The sequence below is a fragment of the Mangrovimonas sp. YM274 genome (genome assembly GCF_030908385.1).
GTDB lineage: Bacteria > Bacteroidota > Bacteroidia > Flavobacteriales > Flavobacteriaceae > Mangrovimonas_A.
In genome coordinates this window covers 2,492,137-2,507,575 of record NZ_CP133091.1, presented here as the reverse complement: position 1 = coordinate 2,507,575, position 15,439 = coordinate 2,492,137, and the positions used below count along the sequence as shown (strand labels likewise).

At 37.0% G+C, this 15,439-nt stretch carries 17 protein-coding genes; 9 read left to right on the top strand and 8 right to left on the bottom strand.

Going from position 1 to position 15,439, the window contains the following annotated elements; all coding sequences use genetic code 11:
• Positions 1–89: 89 nt before the first annotated feature.
• The gene (locus RBH95_RS10790; RefSeq protein WP_307899606.1) at positions 90–878 is read left to right on the top strand and encodes a DUF2279 domain-containing protein; all 789 of its coding nucleotides are present in this window, start codon (positions 90–92) and stop codon (positions 876–878) included.
• A gap of 107 nt (positions 879–985) precedes the next feature.
• Complete coding sequence (locus tag RBH95_RS10785) at positions 986–1,660, top strand: peptidoglycan-binding protein LysM (RefSeq protein ID WP_307899605.1); 675 nt, start codon at positions 986–988, stop codon at positions 1,658–1,660.
• Between the two features lie 21 nt (positions 1,661–1,681).
• On the opposite strand, the gene RBH95_RS10780 is transcribed toward RBH95_RS10785, so the two are convergent.
• The 4 genes from RBH95_RS10780 to dnaA form a co-directional block, all read right to left on the bottom strand.
• Positions 1,682–2,398, bottom strand: a complete 717-nt coding sequence (locus RBH95_RS10780) for an SAM-dependent methyltransferase (RefSeq protein ID WP_307899604.1) — start codon at positions 2,396–2,398, stop codon at positions 1,682–1,684.
• A gap of 2 nt (positions 2,399–2,400) precedes the next feature.
• Positions 2,401–3,804, bottom strand: a complete 1,404-nt coding sequence (locus RBH95_RS10775; RefSeq protein ID WP_307899603.1) for a PQQ-dependent sugar dehydrogenase — start codon at positions 3,802–3,804, stop codon at positions 2,401–2,403.
• A gap of 63 nt (positions 3,805–3,867) precedes the next feature.
• Entirely contained in the window at positions 3,868–4,329 is a 462-nt protein-coding gene (locus tag RBH95_RS10770) for a low molecular weight protein-tyrosine-phosphatase (RefSeq protein WP_307899602.1), read from the bottom strand.
• 3 nt (positions 4,330–4,332) lie between these two features.
• On the bottom strand, positions 4,333–5,760 hold the full coding sequence (gene dnaA, locus RBH95_RS10765) for a chromosomal replication initiator protein DnaA (RefSeq protein WP_053992583.1): 1,428 nt from the start codon (positions 5,758–5,760) through the stop codon (positions 4,333–4,335).
• A gap of 198 nt (positions 5,761–5,958) precedes the next feature.
• On the opposite strand from dnaA, the gene RBH95_RS10760 reads away from it, so the two are divergent.
• A complete protein-coding gene (locus RBH95_RS10760; RefSeq protein WP_307899601.1) occupies positions 5,959–6,369 on the top strand; it encodes a thioesterase family protein in 411 nt (136 codons plus the stop codon).
• Here RBH95_RS10760 and RBH95_RS10755 read toward each other — a convergent pair.
• Genes RBH95_RS10755 through ribD form a run of 4 tightly spaced genes read right to left on the bottom strand, consistent with a single transcriptional unit; the run spans position 6,366 to position 9,502 of the window.
• A complete protein-coding gene (locus tag RBH95_RS10755; protein WP_307899600.1) occupies positions 6,366–6,986 on the bottom strand; it encodes a YigZ family protein in 621 nt (206 codons plus the stop codon). The two genes, RBH95_RS10760 and RBH95_RS10755, sit on opposite strands and share 4 nt — an antisense overlap.
• Complete coding sequence (locus RBH95_RS10750; RefSeq protein WP_307899599.1) at positions 6,986–7,846, bottom strand: EamA family transporter; 861 nt, start codon at positions 7,844–7,846, stop codon at positions 6,986–6,988. The genes RBH95_RS10755 and RBH95_RS10750 overlap by 1 nt, the downstream gene beginning before the upstream one ends.
• Positions 7,846–8,457, bottom strand: a complete 612-nt coding sequence (locus RBH95_RS10745) for an HAD family phosphatase (protein ID WP_307899598.1) — start codon at positions 8,455–8,457, stop codon at positions 7,846–7,848. The genes RBH95_RS10750 and RBH95_RS10745 overlap by 1 nt, the downstream gene beginning before the upstream one ends.
• Entirely contained in the window at positions 8,450–9,502 is a 1,053-nt protein-coding gene (ribD, locus tag RBH95_RS10740; RefSeq protein ID WP_307899597.1) for a bifunctional diaminohydroxyphosphoribosylaminopyrimidine deaminase/5-amino-6-(5-phosphoribosylamino)uracil reductase RibD, read from the bottom strand. Before ribD ends, RBH95_RS10745 begins: the two co-directional genes overlap by 8 nt.
• Positions 9,503–9,512: 10 nt before the next feature.
• Here ribD and RBH95_RS10735 point away from each other — a divergent pair, with 10 nt between their 5' ends.
• The 6 genes from RBH95_RS10735 to RBH95_RS10710 all read left to right on the top strand — a co-directional run bounded on the left by RBH95_RS10735 (position 9,513) and on the right by RBH95_RS10710 (position 15,439).
• Positions 9,513–10,025 (top strand): GNAT family N-acetyltransferase, encoded by a 513-nt coding sequence (locus RBH95_RS10735; protein ID WP_307899596.1) that lies wholly within the window; start codon positions 9,513–9,515, stop codon positions 10,023–10,025.
• On the top strand, positions 10,004–10,888 hold the full coding sequence (gene prmC / locus RBH95_RS10730; RefSeq protein WP_307899595.1) for a peptide chain release factor N(5)-glutamine methyltransferase: 885 nt from the start codon (positions 10,004–10,006) through the stop codon (positions 10,886–10,888). Before RBH95_RS10735 ends, prmC begins: the two co-directional genes overlap by 22 nt.
• Positions 10,885–11,475: a TIGR00730 family Rossman fold protein gene (locus RBH95_RS10725; RefSeq protein WP_307899594.1), complete on the top strand. Its 591-nt coding sequence runs from the start codon at positions 10,885–10,887 to the stop codon at positions 11,473–11,475. Before prmC ends, RBH95_RS10725 begins: the two co-directional genes overlap by 4 nt.
• A 189-nt stretch (positions 11,476–11,664) precedes the next feature.
• Entirely contained in the window at positions 11,665–13,659 is a 1,995-nt protein-coding gene (gene ligA, locus RBH95_RS10720) for an NAD-dependent DNA ligase LigA (protein WP_307899593.1), read from the top strand.
• Positions 13,660–13,759: 100 nt separating this feature from the next.
• A complete protein-coding gene (locus RBH95_RS10715) occupies positions 13,760–14,479 on the top strand; it encodes a hypothetical protein (protein WP_307899592.1) in 720 nt (239 codons plus the stop codon).
• Positions 14,480–14,680: 201 nt separating this feature from the next.
• Positions 14,681–15,439 (top strand): hypothetical protein, encoded by a 759-nt coding sequence (locus tag RBH95_RS10710; protein WP_307899591.1) that lies wholly within the window; start codon positions 14,681–14,683, stop codon positions 15,437–15,439.

Below are 15,439 nucleotides of genomic sequence, written 5' to 3'. Positions count from 1 at the left end.
GTTTTGCGGTTACGGCTAGCTATTCCCAAACAGGGGTAAATCAGTTTCTTAAGCCAAGTGACACTCTCAATATAAAAAGGAGAAATGCAGTGGTTATTTCCGAGGCTTCACTGGCAACCATGGCGTTGGTTGGTTTGGATCAACTTTGGTACGCCGATTATCCTCGATCAAAATTCCATACCTTAAATGACAACCAAGAATGGTTGCAAATGGATAAGCTGGGGCATGTTTATACGTCTTACCAAATGGGGAGGTTGGGAGCAAATGTGTTGCAGTGGAGTGGTGTGAGTAACAAAGATCAATTGTTGTATGGAGGAACTTTAGGTTTTGCCTTTTTGACAGCAGTTGAGGTTTTTGATGGATTTTCAGAAGAGTGGGGATTTTCTTTGGGAGATGTAATGGCCAATGCAACAGGAACAGGACTGTATATTGGTCAAGAACTGCTTTGGAAAGAACAGCGAATGACCTTAAAGTACTCCTTTCATCAAACACGGTATGCCTCTTTGCGTCCGGGAACACTTGGTAAAGGAATTTTGGAGGAAGTGCTGAAAGATTATAATGGACAAACTTATTGGCTGAGCATTAATTTACATTCTTTTTTTAAGGAGACTAAAATTCCTAAGTGGTTGAATGTAGCATTTGGGTATGGGGCGGAAGGAATGCTATATGGCAGCGAAAATGAAAATACAGGAGAAATAGTTGAAAAAAACAGATACCGGCAATACTTTTTTAGCCTTGATGTAGATTTAACTAAAATTAACACAAACTCACACTTTTTAAGAACAATTTTTGACGTTTTTAACCTTATTAAGATACCTTTTCCTACAGTGGAGTTCACCGATGAAAATTACATAAAGCTCCACGGAATCTATTTTTAACGTACTTAACCGATTAATTTTCAGGGTTTAAAAAATTGTTATATCTTTGCACGCTGAAATTTAAAGCCCGATTTTTAGGGAGATAAGGGCTTTTTAAATTAGCTATTATGATAAAAAAGAAAACTAATTTTTTTGTAATCCCTCTTACAATTTTCGCGCTAATTTATTTGGCGCTTTCTTCTAACCAAGAAGTGGTTGATATGGGCGACTATTCAACCGAAGGGTTAGAACTCGATTTTACAGTTTCAGAAGACTTGGCATTTTTGGCCAATGAGACTGAAGACCCCATAACTCCTTTTACAGAGGAAGTGTATTTCCCAAATATAGGAAAAACTTATATAGGATTCAAGGAAGCAATTGCTTTTAAAGAATCCAGAGGAAATTATTTTACAGTGAACACTCTTGGCTACCTAGGAAAGTACCAATTTGGTGCAGAAACATTAAAATTGATAGGAATTTACAATCCCAATCAGTTTTTGTACAACCCAGAATTGCAAGAGAAGGCTTTTCTGGCCAATGCCGAACGCAATAAATGGATTTTACGTAAAGACATTCAGCGCTTTGTGGGAACCACAGTGAACGGTATTAATGTTACAGAGTCTGGTATTTTGGCTGCGGCTCATCTTGCAGGACCAGGAAGCGTAAAAAAATTCCTTAGGAGCTCCGGTGTGCATAATTTTAAGGATGCTTACGGAACTTCTGTAAAATATTACATGAAGCGATTTTCAGGCTACGACACCTCAAATATCGTAGCTAACAAAAGAGCTAAAGCCATTTTATAGGTTATACAATTAGGGTACACCCTAATCCTTGTGAATGATAAAGATTGACGGCCGTTTATGGAAGTCAATCTTTGTTGTTTTCCAATGTTTAGCGGGCATAGTTTTAATGTATTCTGAGGGAAGTGTAAGGTCGCAAGCCACACAAATTTTTGTTTGAGGATGCAGCACTTGGCACAAGTCTTCCAGTAGCTTATTGTTCCTATAAGGAGTTTCAATGAAAATTTGACTTTGATTTTCTTCTTGCGAACGGCGTTCAAATTTTTTCAAAGCACTTTTTCGTTCTTGTTTGTCAATGGGTAGGTAGCCATTAAAGGCAAAGCTTTGACCATTCATTCCAGAGCTCATCATGGCTAAAATTATGGAAGAAGGTCCTACTAATGGCACTACCTGAATGTTGTTTTGATGGGCTAATTTAACGATTTCGGCACCAGGATCAGCAACCCCTGGGCATCCAGCCTCAGAAAGTAGGCCCATATTTTTGCCCTGTTTGCAGGGCTCTAAAAAATTAATGATTTCAATGCTCTCAGTATATTTGTTTAGTACTTGCAAGTGTAACTTTGGTTGCGATTTTTTTGGGCTAACACGTTTGATGAAATGTCTGGCCGATTTTTCATTTTCTACAATATAAGAATCTACAAGTTCTATTACTTTTTTTATTGAAATTGGAAGAACTTCCAAGGGGGGATTGTCACCCAAAAGGGTTGGGATGAGATATAATTTACCGGTGTTGTGTTCCATGGTTAATCAATAATTAGTTTTTTTATAAACCGAGAGCCATCATGTTTTTGCAATTCTAATAAATAGACTCCAGAAGATAAACCTTCGGAAGATATGGTGACTTTTGAGCTCTCAAAATTAGTAATTGATTTCAAGAATTTGCCTTGGATGTCATAAAGATTTAGTTGATTTATGGAGTTATTACTGTTTAATTCTAAGGTTATCGTTTGGTTTTCTGGATTAGTGTACAATTTAATGTTATTGATTTGTTGATCTGAAGTACTTAAACTGTTTTCTGTGATTTTGTAAATGGTTCCAGAAGTTAGGCCCGCTATATACAATTCACCATTAACATCTTCTCCAAAACAACTCCACTCATTGTTGAGATAAGGAGATGAAAAGGTCAGAGTCCAATCAGAGCCATTAGCTTGTAGAAACCCAATTTCGTTGCTACAAAAGTCTGCAAAAAAGTAGAGTCCCGTTAAACTTGAATTCTCTATCCCACGGTATCTGTACCCTCCTGTAATGGAACATTTGGTAGGGCCGCCATTTCCGCTATGGGCATAAACTCCAATAGGGAAGGTGAAATTGCTGTCATCTGGGCAATTAGTAGAATTATACGCTGTATTGCCTTCGTAGCAGCGCCAGCCGTAGTTTAGGCCATTGGCAGATTCTTCAGGGGTTACCATATTGATTTCTTCATATAAATTTTGGCCTACATCGGCAATCCATAGATCTCCAGTATCTTTGTCGAAGGAAAATTTCCAGGGATTTCTTAAGCCATAGGACCATATTTCATCCAAAGCATTTGTATTAGATACAAAGGGGTTGCCTGTTGGGATTCCGTAGTTGTTTGTTCCATCAGGATTGTCAACATCTATTCTCAGTATTTTCCCTAAAAGTGTGTTAAGGTTCTGAGCTCTATTTTGAGGATCGCCAAAGTTTCCTCCATCCCCTGTAGCAATGTATAAATAGCCATCTGTGTCAAAGGCCAAATCGCCTCCGTTATGGTTGTTGTAAGGTTGTGAGATGGTTAAAAGAATTAATTCGGAATCTGGGTCGGCGGTATCTGTATCGCTTCTTTCAAATCTAGAAATTACGGTATCTTGGCTGTTATTGATATAATTTACATAAAAATATCCATTGGTCTCGTAGTTGGGGTGAAAGGCTATGCCCAAAAGGCCTTGTTCGCTAGCTCCATCATAAACAATAGAGGTAATGTCTAAAAAAGGGTTGGGATTTAAGGTGCCATCGGCGTTTACAATTTGAATAGTACCTGCTTGTTCAACAACAAAAAGTCTATCGTCCCCAGCGTGTTTAATGTTAACGGGATTGTCTAAACTGGTGGCAAAAACTTCAATGTCGAATTCTTGTGAAAGGCTAATTTGAAAACATAAGCCAATTAAAGTAGATAGAATGATTCTCATTTTGTGGTGTTATAGTGCTTATAGGCAACAAAATACGAAAATGAGATAAAATAGAGAGGTTAACTAGGAGGTAAGTTGTTCAGCAATTTTAAGACAAACAGAATCCAACAAAGAAAATACATGCTCAAAATCACTCCGGTCACCGTAGTAAGGATCGGGGACATTTTTGTTTAATAATCCAGAATCGACATCCAATATTTTTCGAACCTTGGCAATGTCTTCACTACTGCGTGCCAATCTAACGATGTTGTCATAATTCGATTGATCCATGGCATAAATAATATCAAAAGCATCAAAATCATTTAGACTAAATTGTCTCCCTGTTTGATGGGAAATATCAATGCCGTATGTTTTGGCCACAGCTATAGACCTTCTGTCTGGACGCTCACCAATATGATAGTTAGAGGTTCCTGCAGAATCTACATAGAAAAGATCATTAGGGAGTTTGGATTCCAAAATACCATGTGCCAAAGGCGACCGGCAAATGTTGCCCAAACAAACCATCAAAATCCTAGTCATGGCCATTTTTTAAACGGATAATTTCTTGGAAAGATCTTCTACGTACTTTCTGAATTGCTTGTCGGTAGCTGTTAGATTATCTACAGTTTTACAGGCATGCAAAACCGTTGCGTGGTCGCGTTTTCCAATTTGTGAACCAATACTGGCTAGTGAGGCTTTGGTATACTTTTTTGCAAAGAACATAGCCAATTGTCTTGCTTGTACAATGTGTCTTTTTCTGGTTTTAGACTGTAAGGTGCTTACGTCCATTTGAAAATAATCTGAAACGACTTTTTGGATGTAGTCAATAGAAACTTCGCGCTTGGTGTTTTTGACAAACTTCTCAACAATATCTTTGGCTAGGTTAATGGTAACTTCCTTTTTGTTGAAGGAAGACTGTGCAATTAATGAAATAATGGCGCCTTCCAATTCCCTAACATTGGTTTTGATATGTTTAGCGATGTATTCTATGATTTCCTCAGGAATTTCAACACCATCGCGATACAATTTATTTCTTAAAATTGATACACGGGTTTCAAAGTCAGGGGTCTGTAATTCAGCAGATAATCCCCACTTAAAGCGGGACAACAAACGTTGCTCGATATCTTGCATGTCTACAGGAGCCTTGTCACTAGTTAGGATTACCTGTTTGCCATTTTGGTGCAAGTGGTTGAAAATATGGAAAAATACGTCCTGTGTTCCTGATTTTCCAGATAAAAACTGAACATCGTCAATGATGAGCACATCAATGATTTGGTAGAAATGAATGAAATCGTTTCGATTGTTCTTTTTTACGGAATCAATGTACTGCTGTGTAAATTTTTCAGCAGAAATATATAAAACTGTTTTCTCTGGATATTTGTCTTTAATGTCAATACCAATGGCGTGTGCCAAATGGGTTTTCCCTAAACCAACGCCTCCAAAAATCAAAAGCGGATTGAAAGATGTTCCTCCCGGCTTACTAGCAACAGCTAAACCTGCATTTCTTGCCAAACGGTTAGAGTCGCCTTCCAAAAAGTTTTCAAAATTGTAATTAGGGTTGAGTTGAGACTCAATTTTGATATTTCTAATCCCTGGAATTACAAATGGATTTTTAAGCTCTGGATTCTTGTTGTTAAATGGGATATCAACATCCTGAGATTTTACCGCTGTACGGTTTGAACTTGGTATTTTTTCAGTAAATGGTTGCTTGTTACCGTAGGTGTTTTCCATCTTGATTACATATACCAATTTGGCACTGTCACCAAGCTCTTTGGTAAGGGCTACTTTAAGGATTTTTACGTAGTGCTCCTCAAGCCATTCGTAGAAAAATTTACTGGGAACTTGAATGCTTAACGCTTTGTCTGAAAGTTTTACCGCTTGTATGGGTTCGAACCAAGTTTTATAAGCTTGGGGTTGTATGTTATCCTTAATAAAAGACAGGCAATTATTCCAAACTGATTGCGCAGTTACATCCATTCTCTAAGATTATTTGTCGTTTAGTTAGTTTAGTTTTAGTAAAAAAAAGAGAAAATAGAGTTTCTCTTGGATCAAATTTTTACATGACAAATATGTGAACAAAATTCTTAAAAAAAAAACGGATTAAGGGTTGAATTTTTAGAATTTTTTTACCATGTTTAAATTTCTTTGAAAGTACAAAAAAAAAATTAAAAAAGGATGGGTAACGCTTTAAAATCAGATGAAATACAATTTAGAATTCGATATGGAGAGACCGATCAAATGGGCGTTGTCTATCACGGAAATTACGCGCAGTATTTTGAAATGGGTAGAACGGAATGGCTCCGAAAATTTGGAGTGAGTTACAGGCAAATGGAGGAGAGTGGCATCATGCTTCCGGTGGTGTCGTTGAATGTAAAATTCAAAAAGTCAGCGTGTTATGATGATGAGATTCGGGTGGTTACAACTTTAGCGAAAATTCCTTCGGCATCAATTGAATTTGATTATGAGATTTTTAATTCAAAAAATGAATTGTTAACAACTGGAAAAACGGTCTTGGCATTTATCGATATGGAACGCAATCGCCCGACGCGATGTCCTAAATATATTTTAGACCAACTGCAAAATTAATCGTTCAAATTTTTGATGTCGATTTCGTACAAAGAATCGAAAATTTTGAAAATTTCTTCGGCGTTTTTTAAGCGAACCGAAATGGTGATTTCGCAATCCATTTCCAGCTTTTGATTAACGATTTTTAGGTCCTTTTCCTTGATGATTCGCATGACTTTGTTCATGTTTACATAATCGAAATGGATCAAGAATTCTAAGTTGATGGTTTTGGTGATTATTCTGGAAGCTTCCAATGCCATTTGGGCAGCAGTTTTGTAGGCGGTAATCAAGCCTCCTACACCTAGTTTGACTCCTCCAAAGTAGCGAACCACGACTATTAAAATGTTGGTGACCTCGAAGGATTGTATTTGGCCATAAATGGGCATGCCGGCACTGTTGCTTGGTTCCCCGTCGTCATTCGCTCTAAAGCTAATGTTTGGTTCTTTGGTGCCAATTTGGTAGGCATAGCACCAATGGCGTGCGGAATGGTGTTGTTTTTTTAGGGATTCAATATGTGTTTTTGCTTCATCTTCAGTCGTAATAGGGAAGGCGTAACCAAAAAATTTACTGTTCTTTTCCTTAAACAACACTTCTTCGGAGGCTTTGGCGATAGTTTTGTAAGTATCTTTTGTGCTCATTATGCTAGGGTTATTAATAGGATTGAAACAATGGCTAGGGCTATGCCCGTCCAATTTTTGTAGGAAAGGTGCTCTTTAAATAATGCCAGTCCCGTGAGCGTAGATAGCATTACAATACCTACATTGTTCAAAGTGAAAAGAGTTGAACTTTCATAAAACTCATTGTTTAGGGCTTTCAGTAGGAAATAAATGGAGGCGAAATTGGCTGTACCCAATAGGATTCCCCAAAAAACACTTTTAAAACTGAAGCATAGTTCACTTTTCATCCTTTTGTAAATAAGTATTAAGGAGCCAATCGTGGCAGCGCTAAAAAATATAGTTGCTGAAAACAATGGAATGCCTTGTTCGCCAACATAGGTGGTTTCTAAATATTTTATGGAGGTGTCAATAATTCCTGAACCTAAGAACAGGAGAAAAGGTAGGGTTAAATTCGATGTTAAATTGAGTTTTTCCCTGTTTTTTACAGAAGCCAAATAAACTGCTACTAGTGCCAAAACGATACCTGATACTTTTTGAATATCGGTACTTTCATTGTATGCAAATATGCCAAATATTACGGGGATTACGACACTCATTTTTGATGCGACGGCAGCTACAGAAATACCATTTCTTTGTGTGGTAATGGCCATAATGTAGAATATGCTGATAAACAAAGTTCCTAAACTTATAGCTCCTAAAAACCATTTTGAATTTATAACATCAGGGACGTCTATGGGATTGCTGTAGGTAAGCAAACCTATTGAACATGCCGTAAAATAGTTGGTAACGATTGCTTGCAAAGTATCAGCTTTGCTCTTTTTTATGAGCTTAAAAATGACAACAATAAGTGTTGAGGACAGAATGCTCAGTAAAAGGTACATTAAAACAGGTTTTTATGCGTAGAAAAAAGTGTGCAGACATCCTCCGTTTTTGGGTTGATATTCCACACGTGGATTCCTAATGAATTTGCCGAATCTGTATTTTCTTTTAAGTCGTCTACAAAAAGACATTCTTCTGCCTTCAGATTATTTTCCCTCAATACAAATTCATAGATGTTTGTATTGGGTTTTCGCAATTGGATTTCATGAGAAAGATAAAACCGGTCGAATTGATTTTTAAAATCTTCAAAGAAAGGAATGTTTTCTTTTACCCAATCTATATGAAGTTCGTTGGTGTTGCTTAACAAAATCAACTTGTAATTTCCTTCCTTTGCCAATTGTTTTAAAAATTCCAATTTATGATTAGGGAAATCTTTTAAAATATAATTCCAGGTAGTTTTTATAGAGTCCTCGGTTAGGTTTTCAAAGTTTTCAAGGTAGAAATCCATAAATTCAGTTGTAGAAATAAGGCCTTGCTCATACAGGCAATTAATGGAAATCATTTCTTCGGGAAATTCCTGAAGGTTTAACATTGTTTTGGTAGCCTCTAGAGCACCTTCTTTATCTAGGTTAATAAAGACGTCTCCAAAGTCGAATATAAGGGTTTTAATCATTGCGGTATATTTTTAAGCTATCTTCCAAAATCTGTTGCTCCCAAACCAAATTGCCGTAAAATTGGGGTGCTTTAAGGCCTTTTCCAAACCTAACGCTACCAGTGAAAATTCTTGCCTCGTCCCAGAGCCCTGCTCCTATAAAGCTTTGAAGTGTTTTTGCGCCGCCTTCAATAATTATGGATTGAATATCTTGTTTGTGAAGAAGCTCGCAGATTTGTTTGGCAATGTGCTTTTTGTTTTCCCAATCTATAAATTGGGTACTGGTTGTTTTTGAATTTATTGCATTTTCATTTTTTGAAGAGGAAATAACAATGGTTTGGGATTCTGTGTTGAATATAGCTAAATCCTTTGCTAGCTTACCTTCCTTATCAAGGACAATTCTTATGGGGTTTTGACCTTTCCAGTCTCTAACGGTTAATTTGGGATTGTCTTTGATGACTGTATTGGTGCCTACCAAAATAGCGTGTTCTTCAGTTCTCCATTTATGGACAATCTGCCTGGAAAAATTATTGGTTATCCATACGGGTTCTTGCTTGTCCTGTATTTCCGGGGCCAAAAAACCATCGATGGTCTGTGCCCATTTAAGGATGATATAAGGTCTTTGTTTGTTGTGGAACGTAAAGAAGCGCTTGTGGTGTTCTTTGCAAGCGTGTTCCAAAACTCCAACGGTCACTTTGCAACCGGAAGCTTTTAACTTTTCAATGCCTTTTCCGGCAACTTTACTGTGGGTGTCAACAGTGCCAATAACTACATTCGGGATCTTTGATTTAACAATTAAATCGCTGCAAGGAGGAGTTTTTCCATAATGACTGCAAGGTTCAAGTGTTACATAAAGCGTAGCTTCTTTAAGGAGTTTTTTGTTCTGTACGGATTCAATGGCGTTAACCTCTGCATGATTTCCTCCGTAAGGACTTGTAAAACCTTCTCCAATGATTATGTTGTCATGAACAATAACGCAGCCAACCATGGGGTTTGGCCTTGTGTAGCCTAAGCCATTTTTGGCAATATCTATACAGCGTTTTATGTATTTTTCGTGTATCTTCATCCCAAATTTGATGAGGCAAAAATACCAATTTAAAGTGAGCAAAAATAATATTGTCATTAGAGAAATTAAGAGGGAAGACGATGCTCAAGTAGCCAAAATGATACGTGCTGTATTAATTGAATTTGGAGTTCCAAAAGTAGGTACTGCTTATGCGGATAGCGCATTGGATTGTATGACTGAAACTTATGGCGCTTCCAAGACCATTTACTATGTGTTGGATGATCTTGGCAAAGTGATTGGAGGGGCAGGGATTGCTCCTTTGGAAGGAGAAGAAGGAATTTGTGAGTTACAGAAAATGTATTTTCTTCCAGAGGCTAGAGGAACGGGGTTGGGAAGTGATATGATGGCGACATGTTTGAACAAAGCAAAGGAATTTGGGTTTGAAAAATGCTATTTGGAAACATTGCCATATATGAAAGCTGCTACAAAGCTATATGCAAAAGCAGGATTTGAACCTTTGGAAGGTCCATTGGGAAATACAGGGCATTATTCCTGTAATGTATGGATGATAAAAAACTTATGATATTAAAGAATTTAAAGAGTCGGTTTCACCAATTGTTAGACCCTATTTATGGAGTTGAAGAGGTTGATAGTTTTTTTAGGTTTTTAATAGAATATTATTTTAACCTAAAGCCCATTACTTTGGTTATGAATCCTAATTATGAGGTTGATGAATTGGGGGCTATAAAAATGGAAGAGGCTCTAGCTAGATTGAAAAGTCAAGAACCTATTCAGCATATATTGGGGGAAACGGAGTTTTTTGGTTTGCTTTTCCAGGTGTCAGAGTTTACTTTAATTCCCAGGCCAGAAACTGAGGAATTGGTGCAGTGGATTGTAGATATGTGTAAATCTAGGACAGAACCACTGCGTATTTTGGATATAGGGACTGGTTCGGGGTGCATTCCTATTAGCTTGGGGAATTGCTTGCCAAATGCTGAAATTTATGCGTTGGATGTCAGTGGGGAGGCTCTTAAAGTTGCTGAAGAAAATGCAGAACGGAATAAAGTAGAGGTAAAATTCATAAAGGGAGATATTCTTAACTATGAGATTCTGGAATCTGGGTTTTTGAATCTCAATTTTGATGTTATTGTATCCAATCCGCCTTATGTGCGAGAGTTGGAAAAGGAAGAGATGAAGCCAAATGTACTGGAGTATGAGCCCGAACTAGCTTTATTTGTTCCTGACCATGATCCTCTTCGATTTTATAAAGTTATTACTAAATTTGCTAATAAGTATTTGAAAAACAGTGGTCTGTTGTTTTTTGAAATTAATCAATATCTAGGGAAGGAAATGGAGGAGTTGTTGCTGGCCAATGATTTCAAGGAGGTAGAACTGCGTCAGGATATGTTTGGAAATGACAGAATGCTTAAAGGAAAAAAGTTATGAAAACATTAAAATCAATAGCTGTGTTTTGTGGAAGCAGCGAGGGCAATGACTTAAAGGTAATCCATGATGCGCAATATCTGGGGACGGTAATGGCGAAAGAAGGAATGGCCTTGGTGTATGGAGCAGCAAAGATTGGAATTATGGGGAAGGTGGCGGAGGCTGTTTTGGAGCACAATGGAAAGGTGATAGGGGTTATCCCTGAATTTTTAAAACTAAAGGAAGTAGTGCATTTGGGATTACATGAACTGATTACCACAGACACGATGCATGAGCGAAAGTTGAAGATGCATGAGTTGTCGGATGGCTTTATTGCTCTACCTGGTGGTTTTGGAACTTTTGAAGAGCTTTTTGAAATTATCACATGGGCACAATTGGGCTTGCATCAAAAGCCCATTGGCTTGCTTAATTCCAACGGTTTTTATGATGATCTAATTAAAATGTTTGAGACCATGGTAGCTAAAGGTTTGCTTAAAATTTCAAACTTAGAGTTGTTAATTGTAGAAGATAATGTGGATGGGTTGTTGGATAAAATGAAGCGGTTTAAGCCTCAAGAAGTGCCTCAATGGTTAAAAGCCGATAGAACTTAATGTAACCCCATAGATTATATTCAATTTTAATTTCCTTTTCAAAAGATAAAAGATCTTGGTTTTAAGGGACTTGTTTTATGAATGCTTTTGTTAGAATAAAACTTTTGTGGCAAGTATTCCGTCAAGTGCAATTTAGTATCTTGGAACCCTAAAATTTATAGTAAAACCTCACTCATTCATAAATTTCAAATGGATATTCAACAACGTATTATTGCCTTAAGGGAAGAACTCAGAAAACATAATTACAACTATTATGTATTGGACACTCCAATTATAAGTGATTATGATTTCGACATGAAGTTGAAGGAACTTCAGGAATTGGAGGCAAAGCATCCAGAGTATTATGATAGCAGTTCGCCATCTTTGAGGGTTGGCGGAGAGATTACCAAGAATTTTGAGACGGTTGTCCATGAGCACAGAATGTACTCTTTGGATAATTCCTATTCCAAAGAAGATTTATTGGATTGGGAAGCTCGAATCAAAAAAATGGTAGATGGTACAATAACCTATACTTGCGAGCTCAAATACGATGGCGCTTCCATAAGCTTGACTTATGAGGATGGTAAATTAATTAAAGCTGTTACCAGAGGAGATGGTTTTCAGGGTGATAATGTTACAACCAATATAAAAACGATTAAGTCTGTTCCTTTGCAATTAACAGGAGATTATCCTCCCAAATTTGATATTAGAGGAGAAATAGTTTTGCCATTTGAAGGGTTTGATAAAATGAACGAAGAACGTATTGAGATAGGGGAAGAGCCTTATAGAAATCCAAGGAATACGGCTTCAGGAAGTTTGAAATTGCAAGATAGTGCTGAGGTTGCCAAGCGGCCACTGGAGTGTCTTTTGTATAATATTACCTCCTCCAATTTAAAAATAGATACACAGTTTGAGTGTTTAGAAAGGGCACGGGCGTGGGGCTTTAAAGTGCCAAATACGGCCCGAATGGCTAATTCCATAGATGAGGTTTTGGAGTTTATAGCTTATTGGGACGTTAATCGTTTTGATTTGCCGTACGAAACAGATGGGGTGGTAATAAAAGTGAATGATTTGTACCAGCAAGAGGAATTGGGATATACCGCCAAAGCTCCTCGATGGGCAATGGCTTATAAGTTCAAGGCTGAACAGGTTTCAACCAGATTAAACCATATTACTTACCAAGTAGGACGTACAGGAGCGATAACTCCGGTGGCCAACCTAGATCCGGTAGAATTGGCAGGTACAATAGTGAAAAGAGCTTCTTTGCACAATGCCGATCAAATCGAAAAATTGGATATCAGAGAAGGAGATGAAGTGTTCGTAGAAAAAGGAGGGGAGATCATACCAAAGATTATTGCGGTGGATTTAAGCAAACGCCCAATAGACTCACAGCCTACAAAATATATTACCCGCTGTCCAGAATGTGATACTGAATTGGTAAGGCAGGAAGGAGAAGCCCAGCATTATTGCCCCAATTACAATGGGTGTAATCCTCAAATTATTGGTCGTATTCAGCATTTTATTTCCCGAAAGGCTATGGACATTGAAGGTATGGGAGGCGAAACTGTTGCTTTGTTGGTCAATGAGGGCTTGATTAATAATTATTCAGATTTGTATGCGCTTACCAAGGAGCAAATTCTCCCTTTGGAAAGAATGGCTGAAAAGAGTGCTGATAATTTACTGAAAGGTATTGAGGCTTCTAAACAGATTCCTTTTGAAAGAGTATTGTACGCTTTGGGGATTCGTTATGTTGGTGAAACGGTAGCTAAAAAATTGGCCAAGCATTATAAATCTATCGATAATTTGAGATTGGCATCATTGGAAGATTTGGTTAATGTGGATGAAATAGGTGTGAAAATTGCCGAAAGTGTTTTGGCATTTTTTAATGATGAAACCAATATAAACATCGTTGAACGGTTAAGGGAATTTGGTTTGCAATTGGAAATTTCTGCTGAAAAATTAGCCGAACAGACAGATAAATTGAAAAATCTGACTTTTGTGGTATCTGGGGTCTTTGAAACGGTTTCCAGGAATGAGCTTAAAAAGTTAATAGAAGATAACGGCGGAAAGGTCTCATCTTCAATATCTTCCAAAACCAGCTATCTTGTTGCAGGGGATAAAATGGGCCCTAGTAAGCGAACAAAAGCTGAACAATTGAATTTAGAAATTATTACGGAAGCCGAATTTCTGCAAATGATTATGTGAAATCCTACAAAATGTATTTTTTTTATCGATTAAATGCGTTTTATTGCGTTGAATTGCAATTTTTTATCTTATATTTGGCCGGAACCAATCACGAATGGTTATGCTGAAGAGAAATTTATTAATTGCAATATTAACGGTTTTTAGTTTGGGCTTTTTAGGTCTACAACTTCTGGAATACGAATATTATGCTATGGGCTTTAGGGCAATATTGCTATTGTTTCTTACTGTGCTATATGCAGTAAGTGTTAAGAATAGAGGGCTCTTTTTCTTTTTATTTTTAATAACCTATACCCTTTCCGATATTATTAACTTTTTTACATGGGAATATTATTTAGAGGAAAATGAACGAGACTACTATTATTACATAGGCAATGCTATGTATATTTTATCCTATATGTTTTTGATTGCCCAATTGCTTACATCGCTCAACGTTAAAAAGGTAGTCGTTAAACTCCCATTCCATGCATTTGTATTATTTGTTCTGGATTGTTTTTGTGTTGTAGTGGTTACAAATACTACCAAAGAAGAATTAGGCGTGTATCCATTTGTATTGGAGTTTGTGTATAATGCTGTGTTGATGCTGTTGTTGTCTTTGGCATTGCTTCAATACCTATATAGAGATGATAAAAAAGCAATGAATTTTTTAATAGGCTCTATTTGTATTGTTTTTTATGAAGTTTTACAATTGGCGTACTTCTATGTTTCCGAGGTAACTATTCTAAATGTTATTTGTTCTGTCTTTTTTGTGTTGGCCTTTGTGTTTTTTTATTTACAGTCGCGGTTAACATATGGAGAAAGCTTTCAGCTTGTAAATTCTTAATGGATAATATTTCCTGTAATTGCCCTAATTTCCTACGGTTTTAAAGGTTTATATGTTGTCTTAAAACAAAGGTTTTGTTTTAGTGTTTGTTATTTTCTTAGAGTTTTTGTCGTTTTATTGAAAATTTCTCAAAATCGATAAAATGCAAAAAAATACTGACAAAACGCATATATTTGTATGACCTACTTATAAAATCTAGTTATGGAATTTTGGCATAAAATAATGTCCAATAAATCCTTGATTATTGTCTTTTGTACCTTGTTTGCCCTGCAGGTTCTGGCAATTGTCAAGAATGATCTTATGTTGGACAGGATAGCAAAAATTGTGGTACTTCCGCTTTTGTTGACCTTGTATTTTGCAAGAATGAAATATATGGCCAACATCTTTCTTACAATTTTCTTGTGCTCGTTTTTAGGAGATGTTTTTATGGTATTTCATAAAAATGAATTCACAAATCAACTGTCCGAAGTGGCTTATTTGGGTAGCTATCTTTTGTTGTTTGGTTTATTGATTGGTCAACTTCGAAAAGTTAAGTTTGAAGGAATTATTTCGGTTTACCTGTCCCTGATTTTTATAATCAATGCTTATTTGTTATACGTGCTTTACGGCGCAGTAAAAGATAGTTTTCTAAATGATGTTAATCTGTGGCTCTATGTGGGTAGGGCATTGATTCTTGTGTTTCTTGTGTTTTTATCCTTTGCGCTGTATCTAACCAGGGAAAGTAAGCAGTCCATCCTGTTTTTATTGGCGATAGCTTGTTTTGCCTTTGGTGATGTACTCCAGTACATATGTGAATTATATGTATATTTTTGGTTGTTTGAGGTGATTTCGGTGGCGCTCCATTTAGCTGGTTTGTCAATTTTTGTTGCCTATGTGCGTAACCACCATAGAAAGGCCGTTCGGGAAACTGTTAATAGAGGAGAGCTGTCATCGGCTTCCTCTGAACATGCTACAGCATAG